Raw genomic sequence first — 18,609 nt, forward strand, 5'->3', positions numbered from 1 at the left:
AGTCTTTCCTGGATCCAGGCGTGAATCAGTGCGTAGTAGACGAACTCCATGGTGCTCGGGCAGTATCACCATCGCCTCTTGGCGAATGGCCCGAGCAGGGCTTCAATTCGTGCGGAAACTTCGCCAAATAAGACGTGCTTTCCTATGCCCATTTCCGCGCACCCACGGGGGACGTCACGCTGTCGTCGTGGGCACGGCGGAACAATCGCTCAGGCGGCGGCGCTCGAAATCGGGTCCCGGTGGTTCACGGCGATCTGCTGCTCCAGCCGTTTCCGGTCGGCCAGCAGCCTGCCGGCAACCAGCGTCACCACCTCGAAGCCGAACGCCGGGTTCTGGTAGTACAGCTGCTTGAAGGTCATCTCGTCGATGCGCAGCACGTTGCAGTCCGTCACGCAGCGGGCGGTCAGCGAGCGGCGCTTGTCGGGCGCGAAGAAGGCGATTTCGCCGAACAGGCGGCCTTCCTCCATCACCTCGCCGATCTCCACGAACTCGATTCGGCCCGCTGCCAGGAAGTACAGGTGCGTCGCGGTTTCACCCTTGTGGAACAGCACATGCCCTGCCTTCAGGCGCCTGCTGCGCATGTAGGGCCGCAGCCAGACGCCCGATAGATCGCTCGCCTCCGCCGCCGCGCTCACGCGGCGCGTCAGCCGCACCATCTGGGCCGTGCGCACGATGTTGATCGGCAGCAGCGCCCCGTGCAGCAGCACCATCAGCAGCGAGGGGTGCAAGGCCCCGTAAACCAGGAAGCCGAGATTGCTGCCCACGGCCAGGCAGCGCAGGGGAATCATGGTCTTGACCAGGGAGCTGACGACCACCAGCCCCCCCGCGATGGCCGCCGAGCACAGCGCGATGATCCCCGAGGGCGTGGCGAGCGCCTGCGCAAGACCCGCGTTGGCGGCGTCGATCAGTGCTTGCGTTGACAGCATTTCTGCTCCTGTATTGGCCCGCATGAAGGCCTCGTGCAATGTGCCACAGCCGTGTGTATTGCATGTCGGGGGCCCGTGCGGGGATAAACCCTGAAACCGGCTCGCGACAGGGTTGCGACCCGGCCAGCCGGCTGCTCGCGACGGCGCAGGTGACGCGAGCCTCGCCCGGCGCGTCATGCCGGTCAGTCCGCAGATGATCCTCGACTTCATCCCGGGAAAGCGCTGGCCCTACCTAAGTCTTCCTGAAGGCGGCGAAAATGGCAGATGCGCCACGAGGCACGCTCCCATTCTTCGAACGAGACCCCCATGAAACTTCCCTCCAGAGTCAAGATCGTCGACGTCGGCCCGCGCGACGGCCTGCAGAATGAAAAGCAGCCGGTGTCTGCCGAGATCAAGATAGGCCTCGTGCATCGCTTGCAGGATGCGGGGCTCAAGGAGATCGAGGTCACCAGCTTCGTCTCACCCAAGTGGGTGCCGCAGATGGCGGACAACGCCGAGGTCATGCATGGCATCCAGCGCAAGCCCGGCGTTCGCTACTCGGTGCTGACGCCCAACATGAAAGGCTTCGAAGCCGCCATCGCCGCGCCGCGCGAGGAATGGCCCGACGAGATCGTGGTGTTCGGCGCCGCCAGCGAAGCCTTCAGCCAGCGCAACATCAACTGCTCCATCGTCGAGAGCATCGAGCGCTTCCGGCCGGTGGTCGAGGCGGCGCGCGAGAAGGGGATCTACGTGCGTGGTGCGATGTCGTGCACCGTCGGCTGCCCCTATGAAGGTGACATTGCACCGTCGCGAGTGGACATGCTGGCCGGGCTCATGAAAGAGATCGGCGTGCAGCATGTGGGCGTGGCCGACACCATCGGCGTCGGCACGCCGCTCAAGGTGCAACGCGCGCTGGAGGCCACGCTGAAGCACTACGGCGTCGACGATGTCTCGGGCCACTACCACGACACCTACGGACAGGCGCTGGGCAACACGCTCGCGAGCCTGGAGATGGGGGTGTGGCAGTACGACACCTCGTCGGCCGGGCTCGGCGGCTGTCCCTACGCCAAGGGCGCGACCGGCAACGTCGCGACCGAGGACGTGGTCTACATGCTGCATGGCATGGGCATCGAGACGGGCATCGACCTCGACAAGCTGATCGACGCGGGCGTCTACATCAGCGAGGCCCTGGGCCGCGAGCCGAATTCGCGCGCCTCGAAGGCCATCCGGAACAAGAGGGCTGCATGAGCGTCGCCGGGCAGCCCCAAGACGCGAAGGCCCCCTTGGAGGGCAGCGCAGCACACGAAGTGGCAAGCGTGGGGGCACCAGATGTGCGGCGCTGAACTGACTTCGTTGCCCGACGGCGTGCAGCGCGTCGCGCGCCTCCTTCAAGACAAGGGCCATCCGCACGCACCGCAGATGCTCGACGACGCCGCGCGCACCGCGCAACAGGCGGCCGATGCGCTGGGCATCGACGTGGGCCAGATCGCCAAGAGCATCGTCTTCCGTCGCAAGACGGACGACGCCGCGGTGCTGGTCGTGACCTCGGGCGACAAGCGCGTGGACGAGAAGAAGGTCGCGGACCTGGTCGGCAAGCTCGGCCGTGCCGACGCGGACTTCGTCAAGTCGCGCACCGGTTTCTCGATCGGAGGCGTCTCGCCCTTCGCGCATGCGACACCGCCAGTGATGCTGATCGACCGCGAGCTGTTCCGCTTCGAAGACATCTGGGCGGCTGCGGGCCATCCGCACGCGGTGGTGCGGTTGCGTCCGCAAGACCTCGAATCCCTGACCGGCGCGCCGGTCGCGGACGTGGTGTGACGGCCGACACTGCGCCATCGCTGGCCGAGCGCGCCGTGGCCGCGCGTGCCGCTCAGGGCGATGTTCCATCGCCCTGCATCTCCATCTGCCGCATGGACGCGGCCAGCGGCTTCTGCCTGGGCTGCCTGCGAACCATCCAGGAGATCGCCGCGTGGAGTCGCATGGGCGATGCGGACAAGCGCAGCGTGTGGCGCGCGATCGAGTTGCGCGTCCAGGCAGGGTTGCTCGTTCCCGAGGAGGACAAGCCATGAAGCACATCACCTTCCATCTCGACTTCATCTCGCCCTATGCATACCTCGCCTTCGAGCAATTGCCGCAGGCGCTCGAAGGACTGAGCTACAGCGTGGCCTATCGGCCGGTGCTGCTCGGCGCGCTGCTCAAGCACCATGGCCAGCTCGGGCCGGGCGAGATCCCCGCGAAGCGCACGTGGACCTATCGCCACGTGCTGTGGCTCGGCCACGAGCATGGCATCCCGATCCAGATGCCCGCCACGCATCCCTACAACCCTCTGCCGCACCTGCGCCTGTCACTCGCGACCACCTCGGACGGCGACATCAGCCGGCACGTGGCCGAGAGCATCTTTCGCGATGTGTGGCGTACCGGTGGCGAGGCCGGCGACGCCGCCCGGCTCGCTGCGCTGGCAGCGCAACTCAGGCTGGTGCGTGACAGCGGCAGCGACGAAGCCAAGGCCCAGCTCAAGGCCAACACCGACGACGCCATTGCCCAAGGCGCCTTCGGCGTGCCGGCCTTTGTCGTCGATGGCCGCCTTTTCTGGGGCTTCGACGGCCTCGCGATGCTGCGTTCGTACCTCGAAGGCGATGCATGGTTCAGCGGTCCGGACTGGGCCGGCGCCGACCAGCGGCCGGCGCTGAAGAGGTAGCCGCCCACCCCTACCGGAAACCACACCGACGGCCCGGCCGAGCCGGTTCCCGCATCGCCCTTCAATCGAGCCGCGCGATTTTTGTGCGGTGCACACTGGTTTTTTCTACAGGCTGAAACGCCAGGAGCGGGTTTCACCTTAAGTCGTCAGCAAGCGTTCAGTTTGGCGACAGGCTCGGGTCAGTCGGCACTCCAAGAATGCATCACGTCCCACGCCGTGGGCACGATATTTCTAAGGAGACGACATGGCAGCCACACTAGATTCACGGGGAGCGCCGCACAGCGCCCCCCGGCCCATGAGCGCGGAGGAGAAGAAAGTCATCTTCGCCTCTTCGCTGGGAACCGTGTTCGAGTGGTACGACTTCTACCTCTACGGTTCGCTCGCGGCCATCATCGCCAAGCAGTTCTTCAGCGGCCTCGATGCGGGCGCGGCCTTCATCTTCGCGCTGCTGGCCTTCGCAGCGGGCTTCCTGGTGCGGCCTTTCGGCGCCATCGTGTTCGGCCGCCTCGGCGACATGATCGGACGCAAGTACACCTTCCTGGTCACCATCCTGATCATGGGCCTGTCGACCTTCATCGTCGGCCTGCTGCCCAGCTACGCGACCATCGGCGTCGCGGCGCCGGTCATCCTCATCGCGTTGCGCATGCTGCAGGGCCTGGCCCTCGGCGGCGAGTACGGCGGTGCAGCCACCTACGTGGCCGAGCACTCGCCGCACGGCAAGCGCGGAGCCTACACCTCGTGGATCCAGACCACCGCGACGCTCGGCCTGTTCCTGAGCCTCGTGGTCATTCTCGGCGTGCGTGAGGGCATGGGCGAGGCCGCATTCGCCGAATGGGGCTGGCGCATTCCGTTCCTGGTGTCGATCCTGCTGCTCGGCATCTCGGTGTGGATCCGCCTGTCGCTGTCGGAATCGCCCGCTTTCCAGAAGATGAAGGCCGAGGGCAAGACCTCGAAGGCGCCGCTGTCCGAGTCCTTCGGCCAGTGGAAGAACCTGAAGATCGTGATCCTGGCGCTCATCGGCCTCACGGCCGGCCAGGCCGTGGTCTGGTACTCGGGCCAGTTCTATGCGCTCTTCTTCCTGACGCAGCAGCTCAAGGTCGATGCCACCACCGCCAACCTGATGATCGCGGCCGCGCTGCTGATCGGCACGCCCTTCTTCGTCGTGTTCGGCACGCTCTCCGACAAGATCGGCCGCAAGCCGATCATCATGGCCGGCTGCCTGCTGGCCGTGGTCACGTACTTCCCGGTCTTCAAGATGCTGACCGAAGCCGCGAACCCCGACCTCGCCCGCGCACAGGCCACGGCCGGCGTGACGGTGACGGCCGATCCGCGCTCGTGCTCCTTCCAGGGCAACCCGGTGGCACGCGAGATCGACTTCCGCAGTTCCTGCGACATCGCCAAGCGCTACCTGGTGCAGAACTCGGTGAGCTACGAGCGCGCCGACGGCCCGGCCGGCTCCCCGGCTGTCGTCAAGATCGGCGACGTGACCATCACCGCGCCGAGCGGCAACGTGGTCAACCACAAGTTCGACGAAGCCTCCGCCAAGGAGATCGCCGCGTTCAAGAAGAGCGTCGGCGAACAGCTGAAGACCGCCGGCTACCCGACCAAGGCCGACCCGGCCAAGATCAACAAGGTCTTGACGGTGGTGCTGCTGTTCTGGCTGGTGCTGCTGGTGACGATGGTCTATGGCCCGATCGCCGCGATGCTGGTCGAGCTCTTCCCGACCCGCATCCGCTACACCTCGATGAGCCTGCCGTATCACATCGGCAATGGCTGGTTCGGTGGCCTGCTGCCGACGACGGCCTTCGCGATCGTTGCCAGCACCGGCAACATGTACAACGGCCTCTGGTATCCGATCGTCATCGCCGCGATGACGCTGGTGGTAGGGACGATCTTCATTCGTGAGACGAAGGATGTGGACATCTACGCCAACGACTAGCTAAGCCTCAGGCTTTTTCACTTCGTGTGAACGCCTACCCCCTTGCAGGGGGCAATACCTGCGGCCCGGCGAAGCCGGTTCCGCGGTATTTCCCGGCTGGGGCGGGGGAGTCTTGATGGGCCTCGCGCCTTGCGGTGCGGGGCCTTCTTGTTTCAGTCAGGAGATTGGTCATGTGGAAGATCGGGATCGGGTTTGCCATCTTTGCGGTGGTTGTGTTGTTCGTGCTCATGAAGGCGGGGGACAAGGTGGACATGTCGGGGGAGAAGCATGGCGGGGACGCGATGCACGCGCCGGCGACTGCGCCGGCTGCGGGGGAAGCGTCGAAGTAGGGCCTCTGGGTACTGAAAGGCGTCGATGGCGGTCTCGACGCTCGATTAACATTCGCACCGGCAGGCCGTCGTTTTCATCGGGACATCGTTTCGAACGCCGTGCCTGGACGAGGACACTGATTTGGGCACCGAGAACGCTTTCGCCGAACTGGGCTTGGCACCTGACGCGACCGACAGCGAGGTGAAGGCGGCATGGCGCCGGCTCGTCTCGCAGTGGCATCCGGACCGCAACGACAGTTCCGATGCGGTGGCCAAGATGCAGCGCATCAATCAGGCGTTCGAAGAGATCCGCCGTGCCGGAAGCCGCGTGCGCACGGATGATCCGGCGACGGAGGGCGCAACGCCCGACGAGGCGGACGCAAACGCCCGTGGCAATGACGACGCCGCGCATCGGCACCGCCGGCCCATCTTCCGCAAGGTCAAGTTGAGGCTGGAGGAGGCCGCCGTCGGCTGCATCAAGGTGCTGCGCGGCAAGATCACCAATGTCTGCTCGACCTGCGCGGGCGCCGGGCACCAGGTGCTCGGCGGAAACTGTGCCCAGTGCGGCGGCTCTGGCGCGATGGCGAAGCGTTCCTTCTTCGGATGGCCCAGCGGCTATTTCGAGTGCGATGCCTGCCTGGGCGGCGGCATCGCGAGGCAGCCGTGCCCGACCTGCGACGGTTCCGGGAAGATGGATGCGCGCGCGTACAAGATCAAGGTTCGCATCCCGCATGGCGTGCGCCATGGCGACCTGCTGCATGTCGCTGGAGGGCGCTCGCGCGCGGACAGTCCGCCCGCCGATCTCGAGATCCGCGTCGAGGTGTCGGACCATGCGTTCTTCCAACTCGACGCGGACGGCACGATCCGATGCGAGATTCCGGTCGACGGCTTTGCGTGGATCGCCAACCGGTCGATCCAGGTGCCGACCGTCACCGGCCTGCACGCGCTGCAGTTGGACCGCGAGCAACTGTCCTATCGCCTGAAGGGCCAGGGCTTCCCGGTGACACGCCGTGGTTCGCGCGGCGACCAGGTGATCACGCTCCTGCCGATATTCCCGGATTCGCTCAGCACGGATCAGCAGATCCTGCTCGACCAGCTCCTGGCCACGACCTCGGGCGACGGACGAGGCTCGGACGCCCGCCTTCGCGCATGGAGTCGAGGCTTGCGTGCCTGGGAGCGAGGGATGTCGGGCCTGGGCTCTACAGAAGCTTGATGCGCGCGGCTTGCGCCGCAAGCTCTTCACGGAAGGCGGGATGCGCGATGCCGATGAGTTCCCGGGCCCGCTGCTTCGCCGACTTGCCGCGCAACTGCGCCACCCCGTATTCGGTCACGACATAGTTGACGTCGTTCTTGCTGGTAGTCACGTGCGTGCCCGGCGAGAGCACGGGCACGATGCGCGAGATGGTGTCGCCCTTGGCCGTCGAAGGCAGCACGATGAATGCCTTGCCGCCTTTCGACCGGTTGGCGGCACGCACGAAGTCGGACTGGCCCCCGGTGCCCGAGAACGGCGCCGAGCCGAGGCTCTCCGAGCCGCATTGCCCCAGCAGGTCGATCTGCAGGGTGGCGTTGATCGCGACCAGGTTGTCGTTCATGCCCGCGAGCGCCGGATCGTTGGTGTAGTTCACGGGATGCATCTCCAGCGCGGGGTTGCGGTCCATGTACCGGTAGAGCTTTCCCGAACCCAGCGCGAAGGTGGCGATCATCTTGCCCGGCAGGTAGTTCTTGCGGCGGTTCGTGACGGCGCCGCTTTCGACCAGCGACAGGATGCCGTCGCCGATCATCTCGGTGTGGATGCCGAGATCGCGCTTGTGCGCGAGTTGCATGACCACGGCATCGGGGATGCCGCCATAGCCGATCTGCAGCGTGGAGCCGTCGTCGATCATGTCGGCCACGTATTTGCCGATGGCTTCCTGCACGACGCCGATCTTCGGGAGGCCGACTTCGAGCACCGGCTCTTCGCTCTCGACCAGGGCGGCGACCTTCGACACATGCACACGGCAGTTGCCGTACGCAAAGGGCACGTGGGGATTCACCTCCAGCACCACGGCGCGCGCCTTGGCAACCGCGGCCATGGTGTAGTCGGCGCCGAGGCTGAGCGCGAAGAAGCCCTGGTCGTCCATGGGGGAGGCCATGCTGAACACCACATCCGCAGGCATCAACCCGCGTTCGATCTGGTCGGGAATCTCCGAGAAGTAGTTCGGAATGAAATCGACCCAGCCGGCCTGTCCACCCTCGCGCGTGGCGCCGCCGAAGAAATAGGCGACGTGGCGGACATGGTCCACCGTCGCCTGATCGATGTAGCCGTACTTGCGCAGCGCGAGGATCTGGCCGACCTTGACGTCGCGGAAATCCATGCGTTGCTCCGAGAGTGCCGTCAGGAGTGTCGGCGGTTCGCCGACACCCGTTGGCACGACGATGAAGTCGCCATCGCGCACGTGGCGCATGGCTTCGGCCGGCGTGGTCCGCCGTTGCTGGTACATCTCGCGTGGCGACATTCTTGAGTCTCCCGTGGGAGCGACGGCCCCCGCTGACCTCATTCTGACGCCGATCCCGTCGTGGCCTCTAAGTAGGGCAGTCCGCCTGGATCTGCAGCCAAGACCAGCGTGCGCGATAGGACGTGGACTTCTCGTGGAACAGATCGCGATGCGGAACGAGAGGGTTCATCGTCAGCAGGCCGTCATACAGCATGGCGAGGCCGTTCGGCGCATAGAGTTCGCCTGGCCGGACACCGACGCACGTCGCCGGAACAAGGAAGCGGTCGATTCCGTCACGGGCGCTGCGCAGTTCCTCGTAGGGATGGCCGAAATGCGATTCGTACCAGAGGTGAACGCGCGCCTGGTTCGATGCCTCGACCGTGATGCCGAGGTCGCCGAGCGCTTCATCGATTCGCGCTTGCACCCGGCGCTCGCCGGCTTCGCTCGTGTCGCTGGTGTCGAAGTAGAACAGGTCGTAGTCCTTGATGCCTGCCTCCGGCGCACGGCCGGACCGCAGGTTCCACACTGTCTGAAAGAGGCAGCCGGCGACCAGCCATCCGTCCGGGAGGTTCAAGGCAGGCCATCGCTCGAGGATGGCCCGGTTGTTGCGATTCCTGAGAATGTCGGCGATGAAGCGTTCTTGCATGGCGCTCAATGGATTCCTGGCCGGCGATTGTCACCATCTTTCTTGGGCGCCCTGGATCGCGGATGCCTGTTTTGCAGGCAACCCAGCGGAAAGCCGCGCCGCTTCTGGGTTTCGCGGGGGCCGTCCCGGCGCCACGCACAGCCTTATCCACAGAAATCCGGCGCAACTTTCGGCGCCTGTATCCGGTTGTCCTTTCACAAGCCAAGGTCGAGCCGAGTTCCTAGAATGTCTGCCCCATCCCGCAAGGTAGACATGACACAGGGCTCCATCCGGATACGCGGTGCACGTCAGCACAATCTCCAGAACCTCGACCTCGACATCCGCACCGGCGAGATGACGGTGGTCACCGGGCCGAGCGGTTCGGGCAAGTCGAGCCTGGTGTTCGACACCCTCTACGCCGAAGGCCAGCGCCGCTACGTGGAGACTTTTTCGGCCTACGCACGGCAGTTTCTCGATCGCATGGACAAGCCGGCCGTCGACAAGGTCGAAGGCGTGCCGCCCGCGATCGCCATCGATCAGACGAACCCGGTGCGTTCGTCGCGCTCGACCGTCGGCACGATGACGGAGCTCAACGACCACCTGAAGCTGCTCTTCGCGCGGGCGGCCCAGTTGTTCGACCGCGAGACGGCATTGCCCGTGCGGCACGACTCGCCGGATTCGATCTATGCCGAGCTGGTCTCGCGCGCTGCCGCTGCGGGCGATCCGCGGGTGGTGCTGACCTTCCCGGTCGAGCTGCCCGCCAGCACCAGCGCCGACGAAGTGACGCAATGGCTGTCCGCCAGCGGCTTCACGCGCGTGCAGGCCGAGCGCGAGGTCGCGACGCCGACCGGGCCGCGCAAGGTGCTCGACGTGGTGGCCGATCGCTTCCGCATCGCGGGCGCCGAGAGGGCGCGCGTGGTCGAGGCGATCGAGGTGGCACTCAAGCGCGGCAGCGGGCGCCTCACGGTCTACGCGTTGTCGGCGGAAGAGGGTACGGAGCCGGACATCTGGAAGTTCTCTACCGGCCTGCATTGCCCCGAGAGCGACATCCGCTACACCGACCCGATCCCGTCGATGTTCTCGTTCAACTCGGCGGTGGGCGCCTGCGAGACCTGTCGCGGCTTCGGCCGCGTGATCGGCGTCGATCTCGGCCTCGTGATCCCGAACGACAAGCTCACGCTGCGCGCCGGAGCCATCAAGACCATCCAGACGCCCGCATGGAAGGAAGCGCAGGACGATCTCATGCGGCACGCAGAAGCGGCGGGCATTCCGCGCGACACGCCGTGGAACAAGCTCACCGACGAGCAGAAGCACTGGGTGATCGAGGGCACGGCCAACTACAAGGAAGGCAACTGGAACAAGCAGTGGTACGGCGTGCGCCGCTTCTTCGCCTACCTGGAGAGCAAGGCGTACAAGATGCACATTCGCGTGCTCTTGTCGAAGTACCGCAGCTACACGCCGTGCCCGGTCTGCGCGGGCGCACGACTCAAGCTCGAAAGCCTGTTGTGGCGCATCGGCAGCAAGGAAGACGCCGATGCGGTGCTTCCTCCCGCGAAGCGCTTCATGCCGGTCGGCGCGAAGTGGTCGCGCGAACAGCTCGAAGCCTTGCCCGGCCTGTGCCTGCATGACCTGATGCTGCTGCCCATCGAGCGGCTTCGCCGTTTCTTCGACGGCATCGAGAGCCATGGCAACAGCAGCTCGGCCAGCGAAGGCGACGTGCAGGCGCTCAAGCTCCTGTTCGAGGAAATCACCACGCGCCTGCGCTACCTGCACGACGTCGGCATCGGCTACCTCACGCTCGACCGCCAGAGCCGCACGCTCAGCGGCGGCGAAGTGCAACGCATCAACCTCACGACGGCACTGGGCACCTCGCTGGTCAACACGCTCTTCGTGCTCGACGAGCCCAGCATCGGCCTGCATCCGCGCGACATGAACCGCATCACCGAGGCGATGCTGCGCCTGCGCGACGCGGGCAACACGCTGGTGGTGGTGGAGCACGACCCGGCCGTGATGCTGGCCGCCGACCGCGTGATCGACATGGGGCCTGGTCCAGGCGTGCGCGGCGGGCAGATCGTGTTCGACGGCAGCACCGACGCCTTGCGCGATGCCGAGACGCTGACCGGCCAGTACCTCGGCGGCCGCAAGCAGATCGGCATGGGCTTCCGCCGCATGGTGAGCGACAACACGCCGCGCCTCATCCTCGAAGGCGTGCGCGAGCACAACCTGCAGGACGTGACGGTCGAGTTGCCCCTCGCGCGACTGGTGTGCATCACCGGCGTCAGCGGCTCCGGCAAGTCCACGCTGGTTCAGGACGTGCTGGCGCCCGCGCTGATGCGGCACTTCGGCAAGGCGACCGAAACGCCTGGTGCCCACGACCGGATGCTGGGCGCCGACCACCTGAGCGACGTGGTCTTCGTCGACCAGTCGCCGATCGGAAAGACGGCGCGTTCCAACCCTGCGAGCTACGTGGGTGCGTGGGACGCGATCCGCGAGATCTTCGCCACGGCGGGGCTCGCGCGTCAGCGTGGCTACACGGCGTCGAAGTTCAGCTTCAACAGCGGTGACGGGCGATGCCCGACCTGCGGCGGCTCGGGCTTCGAGCATGTGGAGATGCAGTTCCTCTCCGACGTCTACCTGCGCTGTCCGGATTGCGACGGCAAGCGCTACCGGCCCGAGATTCTTGAAGTGACGATCGAGCGCGCGGGTCGCGTCGTCAACGTAGCCGATGTGCTCGACCTCACGGTGGCCGAGGCGGCCGCGGCCTTCGCCTCCGATCGCGAGGTGCTGCGCATGCTGCAGCCCATCGTCGACGTCGGGCTCGACTACGTGAAGCTCGGCCAGCCGGTGCCCACGCTCAGCGGCGGCGAGGCGCAGCGCCTGAAGCTGGCGGGCTTCCTTGCGGAGGCCGCGAAGAACGGCAGCGCCAGCAAGCAGCCGCTGGCGCGCAAGGGCACGCTGTTCCTCTTCGACGAACCCACCACCGGCCTGCACTTCGACGACATCGCGCGGCTGATGCGCGCGTTGCGCAAGCTGCTCGAAGCGGGGCATTCGCTGGTCGTCATCGAACACAACCTCGATGTGATCCGCGCCAGCGACTGGCTGATCGACCTGGGCCCGGAAGGCGGCGAGGGCGGCGGCCAGATCGTCGCGGTGGGTACGCCCGAGCAGGTGCGCGAGAACCGCGCGTCGCTCACCGGAGCGGCGCTGGCCGACTACGAACTGGCGATCGGCCCCGGCGCCTACAAGGTGGCTGAACGCGCCGCGCGTTCGTATGCGGCGCGCGCGCAGCCGGCGGCGGGACGCGATGCAATCCAGATCGTCAATGCGCGCGAGCACAACCTCAAGAACCTCTCGGTCGACATCCCGCGCGGCAAGTTCAGCGTGGTCACCGGCGTGAGCGGTTCGGGCAAGTCCACGCTGGCTTTCGACATCCTGTTCAACGAAGGGCAGCGCCGCTATCTCGAATCGCTGAACGCGTATGCGCGCAGCATCGTGCAGCCCGCGGGCAGGCCGGAAGTGGACGCGGTGTACGGCATTCCCCCTACCGTTGCGATCGAGCAGCGCCTGTCGCGCGGCGGCCGCAAGAGCACCGTGGGAACGACCACCGAGGTGTGGCACTTCCTGCGGCTGCTCTACGTCAAGCTCGGCATCCAGCACTGCATCCACGACGGCGCGGCCGTGCAGCCGCAGACGCCCGACAGCATCGCGGCGCAACTCCTGAAGAACTTCAAGGGCCAGCATATCGGCTTGCTTGCGCCGCTGGTGAGCAACCGCAAGGGCGTCTACACCGAACTGGCCGACTGGGCACGGCCGCGCGGCTACACGCACCTGAGGGTGGACGGCGAATTCCTGCCGACCACGAACTTCCCGCGCATCGATCGCTTCAAGGAGCACAGCATCGAGCTGCCCGTGGCCAGCCTCGACGTTCTTCCTTCGCAGGAAACCGAACTGCGCCAGGCGCTCACGCGCGCGCTGGAGCACGGCAAGGGCGTGTTGCATGTGCTGAGCAATCTCACGGGGCTGCGCGGCGCCATGATGGCCGGCGCGCCGACCGCCGGCATCGGCCGTGCGCATGTGTTCTCGACGCTGCGTGCCTGCCCGGTGTGCAGCACCAGCTATGCGGAACTTGATCCGCGCCTGTTCTCGTACAACAGCAAGCATGGGTGGTGCCCCGACTGCGTGGGCACCGGCGTCAAGCTCACGAAGGAGCAGCGCAAGGTCTACGACGATTCGGTGATGGCCGATGACCAGAAGGGGCGCGAGCAGACCTTTGCCGAGCCCGAGGCGGAAGACGTCGGCGACGTGGTGTGCCCGACCTGCGAGGGCACGCGGCTCAATGCGACGGCGCGGGCGGTGAGTTTCGGCATATCGGATGCTGACGGCAATGGCGGAATCGGTATCACCGAGCTGGCGCGGATGAGCGTGGGCGACATTCGCGTGTGGTTCGAGGGACTGCGGCTCAGCGGCCGTGAAGCGGAGATCGCGCGTGACCTGGTTCCGGAGATCAAGAGCCGGCTGGAGTTTCTGGAAGAGGTCGGCCTGGGCTACCTCACGCTCGACCGCGGCGCACCGACCCTGAGCGGTGGCGAGGCGCAACGCATTCGCCTCGCTGCGCAGCTCGGCAGCAACCTGCAGGGCGTTTGCTACGTACTCGACGAGCCGACCATCGGCCTGCATGCGCGCGACAACCAGATCCTGCTGGACGCTCTGCACAAGCTGGGCGACAAAGGCAACACGCTGGTGGTGGTGGAGCACGACGAGGACACGATCCGCCGCGCCGATCACATCATCGACATCGGACCGAGCGCCGGCAAGCGTGGTGGGCGGCTGGTGGCGGAAGGCACGGTGGCCGATATCCAGGGTGCGGGCGATTCGCAGACGGGGCGCTATCTGCGCGATGCGATCAAGCATCCGCTCCAGGCGCGTCGCCCCGTGCCGATGCCGGAGCCCGACGCGTCCGATTGGCTCACGGTGCGTGGCGCGGATCTGCACAACCTGCAGGACGTGACGGTGTCGCTGCCGCTGCATCGGCTGGTGGCGGTCACCGGCGTCAGCGGTTCCGGCAAATCGACGTTGGCGCGCGACGTGCTGCTCGCGAACGTCTACGCCGTCGTGGTGCAGCGCATGACCAAGGCCGGGCGCGACGCGGATGCGGCCGGCAAGCATCCTGCGTGGGCAGGATGCAGTTCGGTCGAAGGCTACGAGACCGTCGACCGTGTGCTGGAGGTCGACCAGACCCCGATCGGCAAGACGCCGCGCAGTTGCCCGGCGACCTACATCGGCTTCTGGGACACGATCCGCAAGCTGTTTGCCGACACGCTCGAGGCCAAGGCGCGCGGCTACGGTCCGGCGCGCTTCAGCTTCAATACCGGCGAGGGCCGTTGCCCGGGCTGCGATGGCGCGGGTGTACGCACCATCGAGATGAGCTTCCTGCCCGACGTGAAGGTGCCGTGCGAGGTGTGCCATGGCGCGCGCTTCAATCCGGAGACGCTGGCCGTGAGCTGGCGCGGCAAGAGCATCGGCGACGTGCTGAAGATGGAGGTCGACGAAGCGGTGGAATTCTTCGAGTCGATGCCGAACATCAGCCATCCGCTCCAGTTGCTCAAGGATGTGGGGCTGGGCTATCTCACGCTGGGCCAGCCTTCGCCGACGCTGTCAGGTGGCGAGGCGCAGCGCATCAAGCTCGTGACCGAGCTCAGCAAGGTGCGGGACGACGTCACGCGGCGCGGCAACAAGGCGCCGCACACGCTGTATGTGCTCGACGAGCCGACGGTGGGCTTGCACATGGCGGACGTCGAGAAGCTGATCCACGTGCTGCACCGGCTGGTGAACGGCGGACACAGCGTGGTGGTGATCGAGCATGACCTGGATGTGATCGCCGAAGCCGACTGGCTGATCGACCTCGGGCCCGAGGGCGGCAACGCCGGCGGGCGCGTCGTGGCAGCCGCGCCGCCTGAAGAGGTGGTGCAGCTCGGGACTCACACCGGTGTTGCGCTGGCGCCGGTGCTGGCCCGGTCGCGCGAGAAGCATGTCGTGTTGACCTTGCCTGTGCAGGAAGCGAAGCCGACTCCGATTCGGCGCGAGGCCTGATCGGGAGGGCACATGCTCACGATCTACAACGCTCGGCATTCGGTTCATCACGGCAAGGTCGAAATGTTCCGGGGCGAGCTGGTGCCATGCTTCGAAGTCCCGGCGCGCGCCGACTACGTTCTGCGTGAATTGCAGGAGCGCAATCTCGGTTCCATCGAGTTGCCGGACGCGTTCGACGATGCCGCCATGGCCCGTGTGCACGCGCCGCGCTATCTCGACTTTCTCGCCCATGCGTGGAGCGAATGGGTGGCGCTGGACCCGGGCAACGCAGAGCGTGATGCCTTGCCTTCGTACTGGCCCATACGCACCTTTCGCTCCGATGTGCTGCCGGCGAGCTTCCCCGCGCGCATGGGCCTGTTCTCGTACGACGCGGGCACGCCGCTGACATCGGGCACCTGGGATGCGGCACGCGCGGGCGCTTGTTGCGCATTGACTGCCGCGGCGCGCGTGCTGCAAGGCCAGCGCGCGGCGTTCGCGCTCACGCGGCCGCCGGGGCACCATGCGGGCGCGGATTTCTTCGGCGGCTATTGCTTCCTCAACAATGCGGCGATCGCCGCGCAATCGTTGCGCGATGCCGGTGTGAAGCGCGTCGCCGTGCTCGACATCGACTACCACCACGGCAATGGCACGCAGGCCATCTTCTACGAGCGCGCCGACGTGCAGTTCACGAGCATCCACGGTGATCCGCACACCGAATACCCCTATTACCTGGGCTACGCCGACGAGCGCGGCGCGGGCGCAGGACGGGGCTTCAATCGCAACCTGCCGCTGGCGCGCGGCACCGGTTTTTCGACCTGGCGAGAGGCGCTGAAGGATGCATTGAGCGGCATCGCCAACTACAAGCCCGGTGCGCTGGTCGTGTCTCTGGGCCTCGACACCTTCGAGGGCGATCCGATAGCGGGCTTCACGCTCGCCACCAACGACTATCTACGCATCGGAGAAGACCTCGCACGCGCCGGCTTGCCGACGGTGTTCGTTTTCGAAGGCGGCTATGCGGTGGCGGAGGTCGGTGTCAACGCGGTCAACGTGCTCGACGGATTCATGCAATACGCGGGCTGAGCGAGCGCCCCGCGCGGTGGGCGGGTGACTCGACCGGGACATTCCCCCATTGCCCGCGGAATGTCCCTGCGGCCAAATGGCGGACCGTCGATTTCGACCCGTTTCCCGGAGCCAGTTTCATGTTTCGTCGTACCCTCTTGTGCGCCGCCCTGCTCGGCATCGCCGCCACGGCCGTGCACGCCCAGAGTTTCCCCACCCGCCCCATCAAGCTCGTGATCGCCTTCCCCGCCGGCGGGCCCACCGACATCACGATGCGGCAGCTTGCCGACAATGCCTCGAAGATCCTCGGCCAGCCGATCGTGGTGGACAACAAGCCCGGTGCCGGCGGAACCTTGCCCGCGCAGGCGCTGCAGACCGCCGCACCCGACGGCTACACCATCGGCCAGATCCCGCTCGGCGTGTTCCGCCTGCCGTACACCACCAAGATCAACTGGGACCCGGTCAAGGACATCAGCTATGTGATCAACGTCACCGGCTATGCCTTCGGCATCGCGGTGCCGGCCGACAGCCCGATCAAGAACTGGAGCGAGTTCGTCGCCTACGCGAAGGCCAATCCGGGCAAGCTTACTTACGGCTCGACCGGCACGATGACCAGCCCGCACCTGACGACCGAACTGATTGCGCAGCAGCTGGGCATCCAGTTGCAGCACGTGCCCTACAAGGGCAGCGCCGAGCTGTCGCAGGCGGTGCTCGGCAACCACCTGATGGCAATCGCCGATTCGACCGGCTTCGCGCCGCTGGTGGAGTCGGGCAAGCTGCGCGTGCTCAACACCTGGGGCGAAAAGCGCCTCGCCAAGTTCCCCGACGCTCCGACGCTCAAGGAACTGGGCATCGACATCGTGCAGAACTCGCCCTTCGGCATCGGCGCACCCAAGGGCACGCCGCCGGAGGTGGTGAAGCGGCTGCACGACGCCTTCAAGCAGGCGATGGAAGAACCAAGCTATGTCGCAGCGCTGGGTCGCTATGACATGCTGCCGATCTACATGAGTTCGAGCGACTACGCGAAGTTCGCACAGACGACGTTCACGCGTGAGAAGGCATTGATCGAAAAGCTGGGACTGGCGAAGCCGCAATAAGCAGCGTCGTGCGGCCCTGAAGCAGGAAAGCCCCGCAGTGCGGGGCTTTCTCATGTTCGAGCGGACGGAGCTCTTAATTCTTCCTGGCAGCAATGGCTTGCTCGGCCTTCGCCACCAGGTCGTTGCCCACTGTCGGCTTCCATTTCGCATACACCGGACGCGTCGCCTTGATGAAGGCATCACGTTCCGCCGGCGTCAACGGTGTCACTGTCACGCCCATCGCCGCGATGTCCTTGAGCACCGGCTTGTCGGTTTCGACCAGACCCTTGCGGGCCAGCGCGATGTTCTGCTTGCCGGCGTCGATCGCGGCCTGGCGCACGATGGCCTGGTCGGCCGGCGTCCATGAGGCCCAGATTTCCTTGTTGACGACGAACACCAGCGGGTCGCACACGTAGCCCCAGGTGGTCACGAACTTCTGCCCGACGGTGTGCATCTTGAGCACGGTGAAGAGGAACAGCGGGTTCTCCTGACCGTCGACGGCGCCGCTGGCGAGGGCGGGTTGTGCATCGGCCCAGCTCATCTGGGTGGGGTTGGCGCCGAGGGCGCTGAAGGTGTCGGAGAAGATGGGCGAGCCGACGACGCGGATCTTCATGCCCTTGAGGTCCTCGGGGGACTTGATGGCCTTCTTCGAGTTGGTGATTTCGCGGAAGCCGTTCTCGCCCCAGGCGAGCGGCACGACGCCGGACTTGTCGAGCGTGGCGAAGATCTCCTTGCCGACCTCGCCTCGCGTGAGCGCGTCCACTGCCGCGTAGTCGGGCATCAGGAAGGGCATGGAGAAGAGGTTGAGCTGCTTGACCTGCGGCGACCAGTTGATGGTCGAGCCGACGGCCATGTCGATCACGCCTTGGCGCAGTGCGCTGAATTCGCGCGTCTGGTCGCCCTGGATCAGCGAAACGCCGGGGTAGAGCTTGATGTTGATGCGGCCCTGGGTGCGTTCTTTCACGAGGTCGGCCCAGATGCGGCCGGCTTCACCCCAGGGGGTGGGCGGGCCGAGCACGAGCGACATCTTGTATTCGGCCTTGTAGGTCTGCGCGGGTGCGGCGACCGAGAAGGTGCTCAGGGTGGCAGCCACGGCCAGCAGGCCGAGCAGGGAACGACGGAAATTCATGAGGTCAGTCTCCTTGGGGTAAATCGTTGAAAGGCGTTCTTCTTTGGGGCGTCCGCCCGGCATGCGGTGCGCGCTGGCCGACCCCGCTACGCAGGCCCTTCGGGCTGCCCTGCAGTGCTCGCTTCAGGCGGGGTCCGCGCAAACTCGCTTCGCTCAGACACGCGCGGCCCTTTTTCCGCCTGAAGCTGCGCGCTTCGGCGGCGTAGAGGGGTCGGCCAGCGCGCACCGCATACCGGGCTCCATGGGGGTGCAAAGGTGGCGTGCGCCTCCGACGTTGCAAGCCTGCGCGCCAATCACAATGATTGAGACGGACAGTTTTCCCGCAAC

The 18,609-nt window shown here is 66.1% G+C and carries 14 protein-coding genes; 10 read left to right on the top strand and 4 right to left on the bottom strand.

Going from position 1 to position 18,609, the window contains the following annotated elements:
- Window positions 1–209: 209 nt before the first annotated feature.
- A complete protein-coding gene (locus QTH97_RS25030) occupies window positions 210–926 on the bottom strand; it encodes a Crp/Fnr family transcriptional regulator (protein WP_286571206.1) in 717 nt (238 codons plus the stop codon).
- A 306-nt stretch (window positions 927–1,232) separates the two neighbouring features.
- Between QTH97_RS25030 and QTH97_RS25035 the strand changes: the two genes are divergently transcribed.
- From QTH97_RS25035 to QTH97_RS25065, 7 genes are all read left to right on the top strand, one after another.
- A complete protein-coding gene (locus QTH97_RS25035; RefSeq protein ID WP_286571207.1) occupies window positions 1,233–2,153 on the top strand; it encodes a hydroxymethylglutaryl-CoA lyase in 921 nt (306 codons plus the stop codon).
- Window positions 2,154–2,234: 81 nt separating this feature from the next.
- A complete protein-coding gene (locus QTH97_RS25040) occupies window positions 2,235–2,723 on the top strand; it encodes a YbaK/EbsC family protein (protein WP_286571208.1) in 489 nt (162 codons plus the stop codon).
- Window positions 2,720–2,974 carry a DUF1289 domain-containing protein gene (locus QTH97_RS25045; protein ID WP_286571209.1) on the top strand — a complete coding sequence of 85 codons (255 nt, stop codon included), beginning with the start codon at window positions 2,720–2,722 and terminating at the stop codon, window positions 2,972–2,974. Before QTH97_RS25040 ends, QTH97_RS25045 begins: the two co-directional genes overlap by 4 nt.
- Entirely contained in the window at window positions 2,971–3,603 is a 633-nt protein-coding gene (locus QTH97_RS25050) for a 2-hydroxychromene-2-carboxylate isomerase (RefSeq protein WP_286571210.1), read from the top strand. The genes QTH97_RS25045 and QTH97_RS25050 overlap by 4 nt, the downstream gene beginning before the upstream one ends.
- 244 nt (window positions 3,604–3,847) lie before the next feature.
- Window positions 3,848–5,542, top strand: a complete 1,695-nt coding sequence (locus QTH97_RS25055; RefSeq protein WP_286571211.1) for an MFS transporter — start codon at window positions 3,848–3,850, stop codon at window positions 5,540–5,542.
- Between the two features lie 170 nt (window positions 5,543–5,712).
- On the top strand, window positions 5,713–5,871 hold the full coding sequence (locus tag QTH97_RS25060; RefSeq protein WP_286571212.1) for a hypothetical protein: 159 nt from the start codon (window positions 5,713–5,715) through the stop codon (window positions 5,869–5,871).
- A gap of 121 nt (window positions 5,872–5,992) precedes the next feature.
- Complete coding sequence (locus QTH97_RS25065) at window positions 5,993–7,063, top strand: DnaJ C-terminal domain-containing protein (RefSeq protein ID WP_286571213.1); 1,071 nt, start codon at window positions 5,993–5,995, stop codon at window positions 7,061–7,063.
- On the opposite strand, the gene QTH97_RS25070 is transcribed toward QTH97_RS25065, so the two are convergent.
- Together QTH97_RS25070 and QTH97_RS25075 are read right to left on the bottom strand one after the other, a co-directional pair.
- Window positions 7,050–8,345: an acetyl-CoA hydrolase/transferase family protein gene (locus QTH97_RS25070; protein WP_286571214.1), complete on the bottom strand. Its 1,296-nt coding sequence runs from the start codon at window positions 8,343–8,345 to the stop codon at window positions 7,050–7,052. The two genes, QTH97_RS25065 and QTH97_RS25070, sit on opposite strands and share 14 nt — an antisense overlap.
- Before the next feature lie 67 nt (window positions 8,346–8,412).
- Complete coding sequence (locus QTH97_RS25075; RefSeq protein WP_286571215.1) at window positions 8,413–8,970, bottom strand: nucleotidyltransferase family protein; 558 nt, start codon at window positions 8,968–8,970, stop codon at window positions 8,413–8,415.
- 252 nt (window positions 8,971–9,222) lie between these two features.
- On the opposite strand from QTH97_RS25075, the gene uvrA reads away from it, so the two are divergent.
- The 3 genes from uvrA (at window position 9,223) to QTH97_RS25090 (ending at window position 17,174) form a co-directional block, all read left to right on the top strand.
- Entirely contained in the window at window positions 9,223–15,039 is a 5,817-nt protein-coding gene (uvrA, locus tag QTH97_RS25080) for an excinuclease ABC subunit UvrA (RefSeq protein ID WP_286571308.1), read from the top strand.
- Window positions 15,040–15,051: 12 nt separating this feature from the next.
- Entirely contained in the window at window positions 15,052–16,098 is a 1,047-nt protein-coding gene (locus tag QTH97_RS25085; protein ID WP_286571216.1) for a histone deacetylase family protein, read from the top strand.
- A gap of 119 nt (window positions 16,099–16,217) precedes the next feature.
- On the top strand, window positions 16,218–17,174 hold the full coding sequence (locus QTH97_RS25090) for a Bug family tripartite tricarboxylate transporter substrate binding protein (RefSeq protein ID WP_286571217.1): 957 nt from the start codon (window positions 16,218–16,220) through the stop codon (window positions 17,172–17,174).
- A 73-nt stretch (window positions 17,175–17,247) separates the two neighbouring features.
- On the opposite strand, the gene QTH97_RS25095 is transcribed toward QTH97_RS25090, so the two are convergent.
- A complete protein-coding gene (locus QTH97_RS25095) occupies window positions 17,248–18,282 on the bottom strand; it encodes a DctP family TRAP transporter solute-binding subunit (protein ID WP_286571218.1) in 1,035 nt (344 codons plus the stop codon).
- Window positions 18,283–18,609 lie beyond the last annotated feature (327 nt).

The organism is Variovorax gracilis, from assembly GCF_030317115.1.
Taxonomy (GTDB): Bacteria; Pseudomonadota; Gammaproteobacteria; order Burkholderiales; family Burkholderiaceae_C; genus Variovorax; species Variovorax gracilis.

What these genes read in the sequence shown, in the direction of transcription:
- uvrA (WP_286571308.1), top strand. Translation starts at nt 9,223, where the DNA reads ATGACACAGGGCTCCATCCGGATACGCGGTGCACGTCAGCACAATCTC.
- QTH97_RS25035 (WP_286571207.1), top strand. Translation starts at nt 1,233, where the DNA reads ATGAAACTTCCCTCCAGAGTCAAGATCGTCGACGTCGGCCCGCGCGAC.
- QTH97_RS25070 (WP_286571214.1), bottom strand. Translation starts at nt 8,345, where the DNA reads ATGTCGCCACGCGAGATGTACCAGCAACGGCGGACCACGCCGGCCGAA.
- QTH97_RS25090 (WP_286571217.1), top strand. Translation starts at nt 16,218, where the DNA reads ATGTTTCGTCGTACCCTCTTGTGCGCCGCCCTGCTCGGCATCGCCGCC.
- QTH97_RS25050 (WP_286571210.1), top strand. Translation starts at nt 2,971, where the DNA reads ATGAAGCACATCACCTTCCATCTCGACTTCATCTCGCCCTATGCATAC.
- QTH97_RS25075 (WP_286571215.1), bottom strand. Translation starts at nt 8,970, where the DNA reads ATGCAAGAACGCTTCATCGCCGACATTCTCAGGAATCGCAACAACCGG.
- QTH97_RS25060 (WP_286571212.1), top strand. Translation starts at nt 5,713, where the DNA reads ATGTGGAAGATCGGGATCGGGTTTGCCATCTTTGCGGTGGTTGTGTTG.
- QTH97_RS25040 (WP_286571208.1), top strand. Translation starts at nt 2,235, where the DNA reads ATGTGCGGCGCTGAACTGACTTCGTTGCCCGACGGCGTGCAGCGCGTC.
- QTH97_RS25030 (WP_286571206.1), bottom strand. Translation starts at nt 926, where the DNA reads ATGCTGTCAACGCAAGCACTGATCGACGCCGCCAACGCGGGTCTTGCG.
- QTH97_RS25055 (WP_286571211.1), top strand. Translation starts at nt 3,848, where the DNA reads ATGGCAGCCACACTAGATTCACGGGGAGCGCCGCACAGCGCCCCCCGG.
- QTH97_RS25095 (WP_286571218.1), bottom strand. Translation starts at nt 18,282, where the DNA reads ATGAATTTCCGTCGTTCCCTGCTCGGCCTGCTGGCCGTGGCTGCCACC.
- QTH97_RS25085 (WP_286571216.1), top strand. Translation starts at nt 15,052, where the DNA reads ATGCTCACGATCTACAACGCTCGGCATTCGGTTCATCACGGCAAGGTC.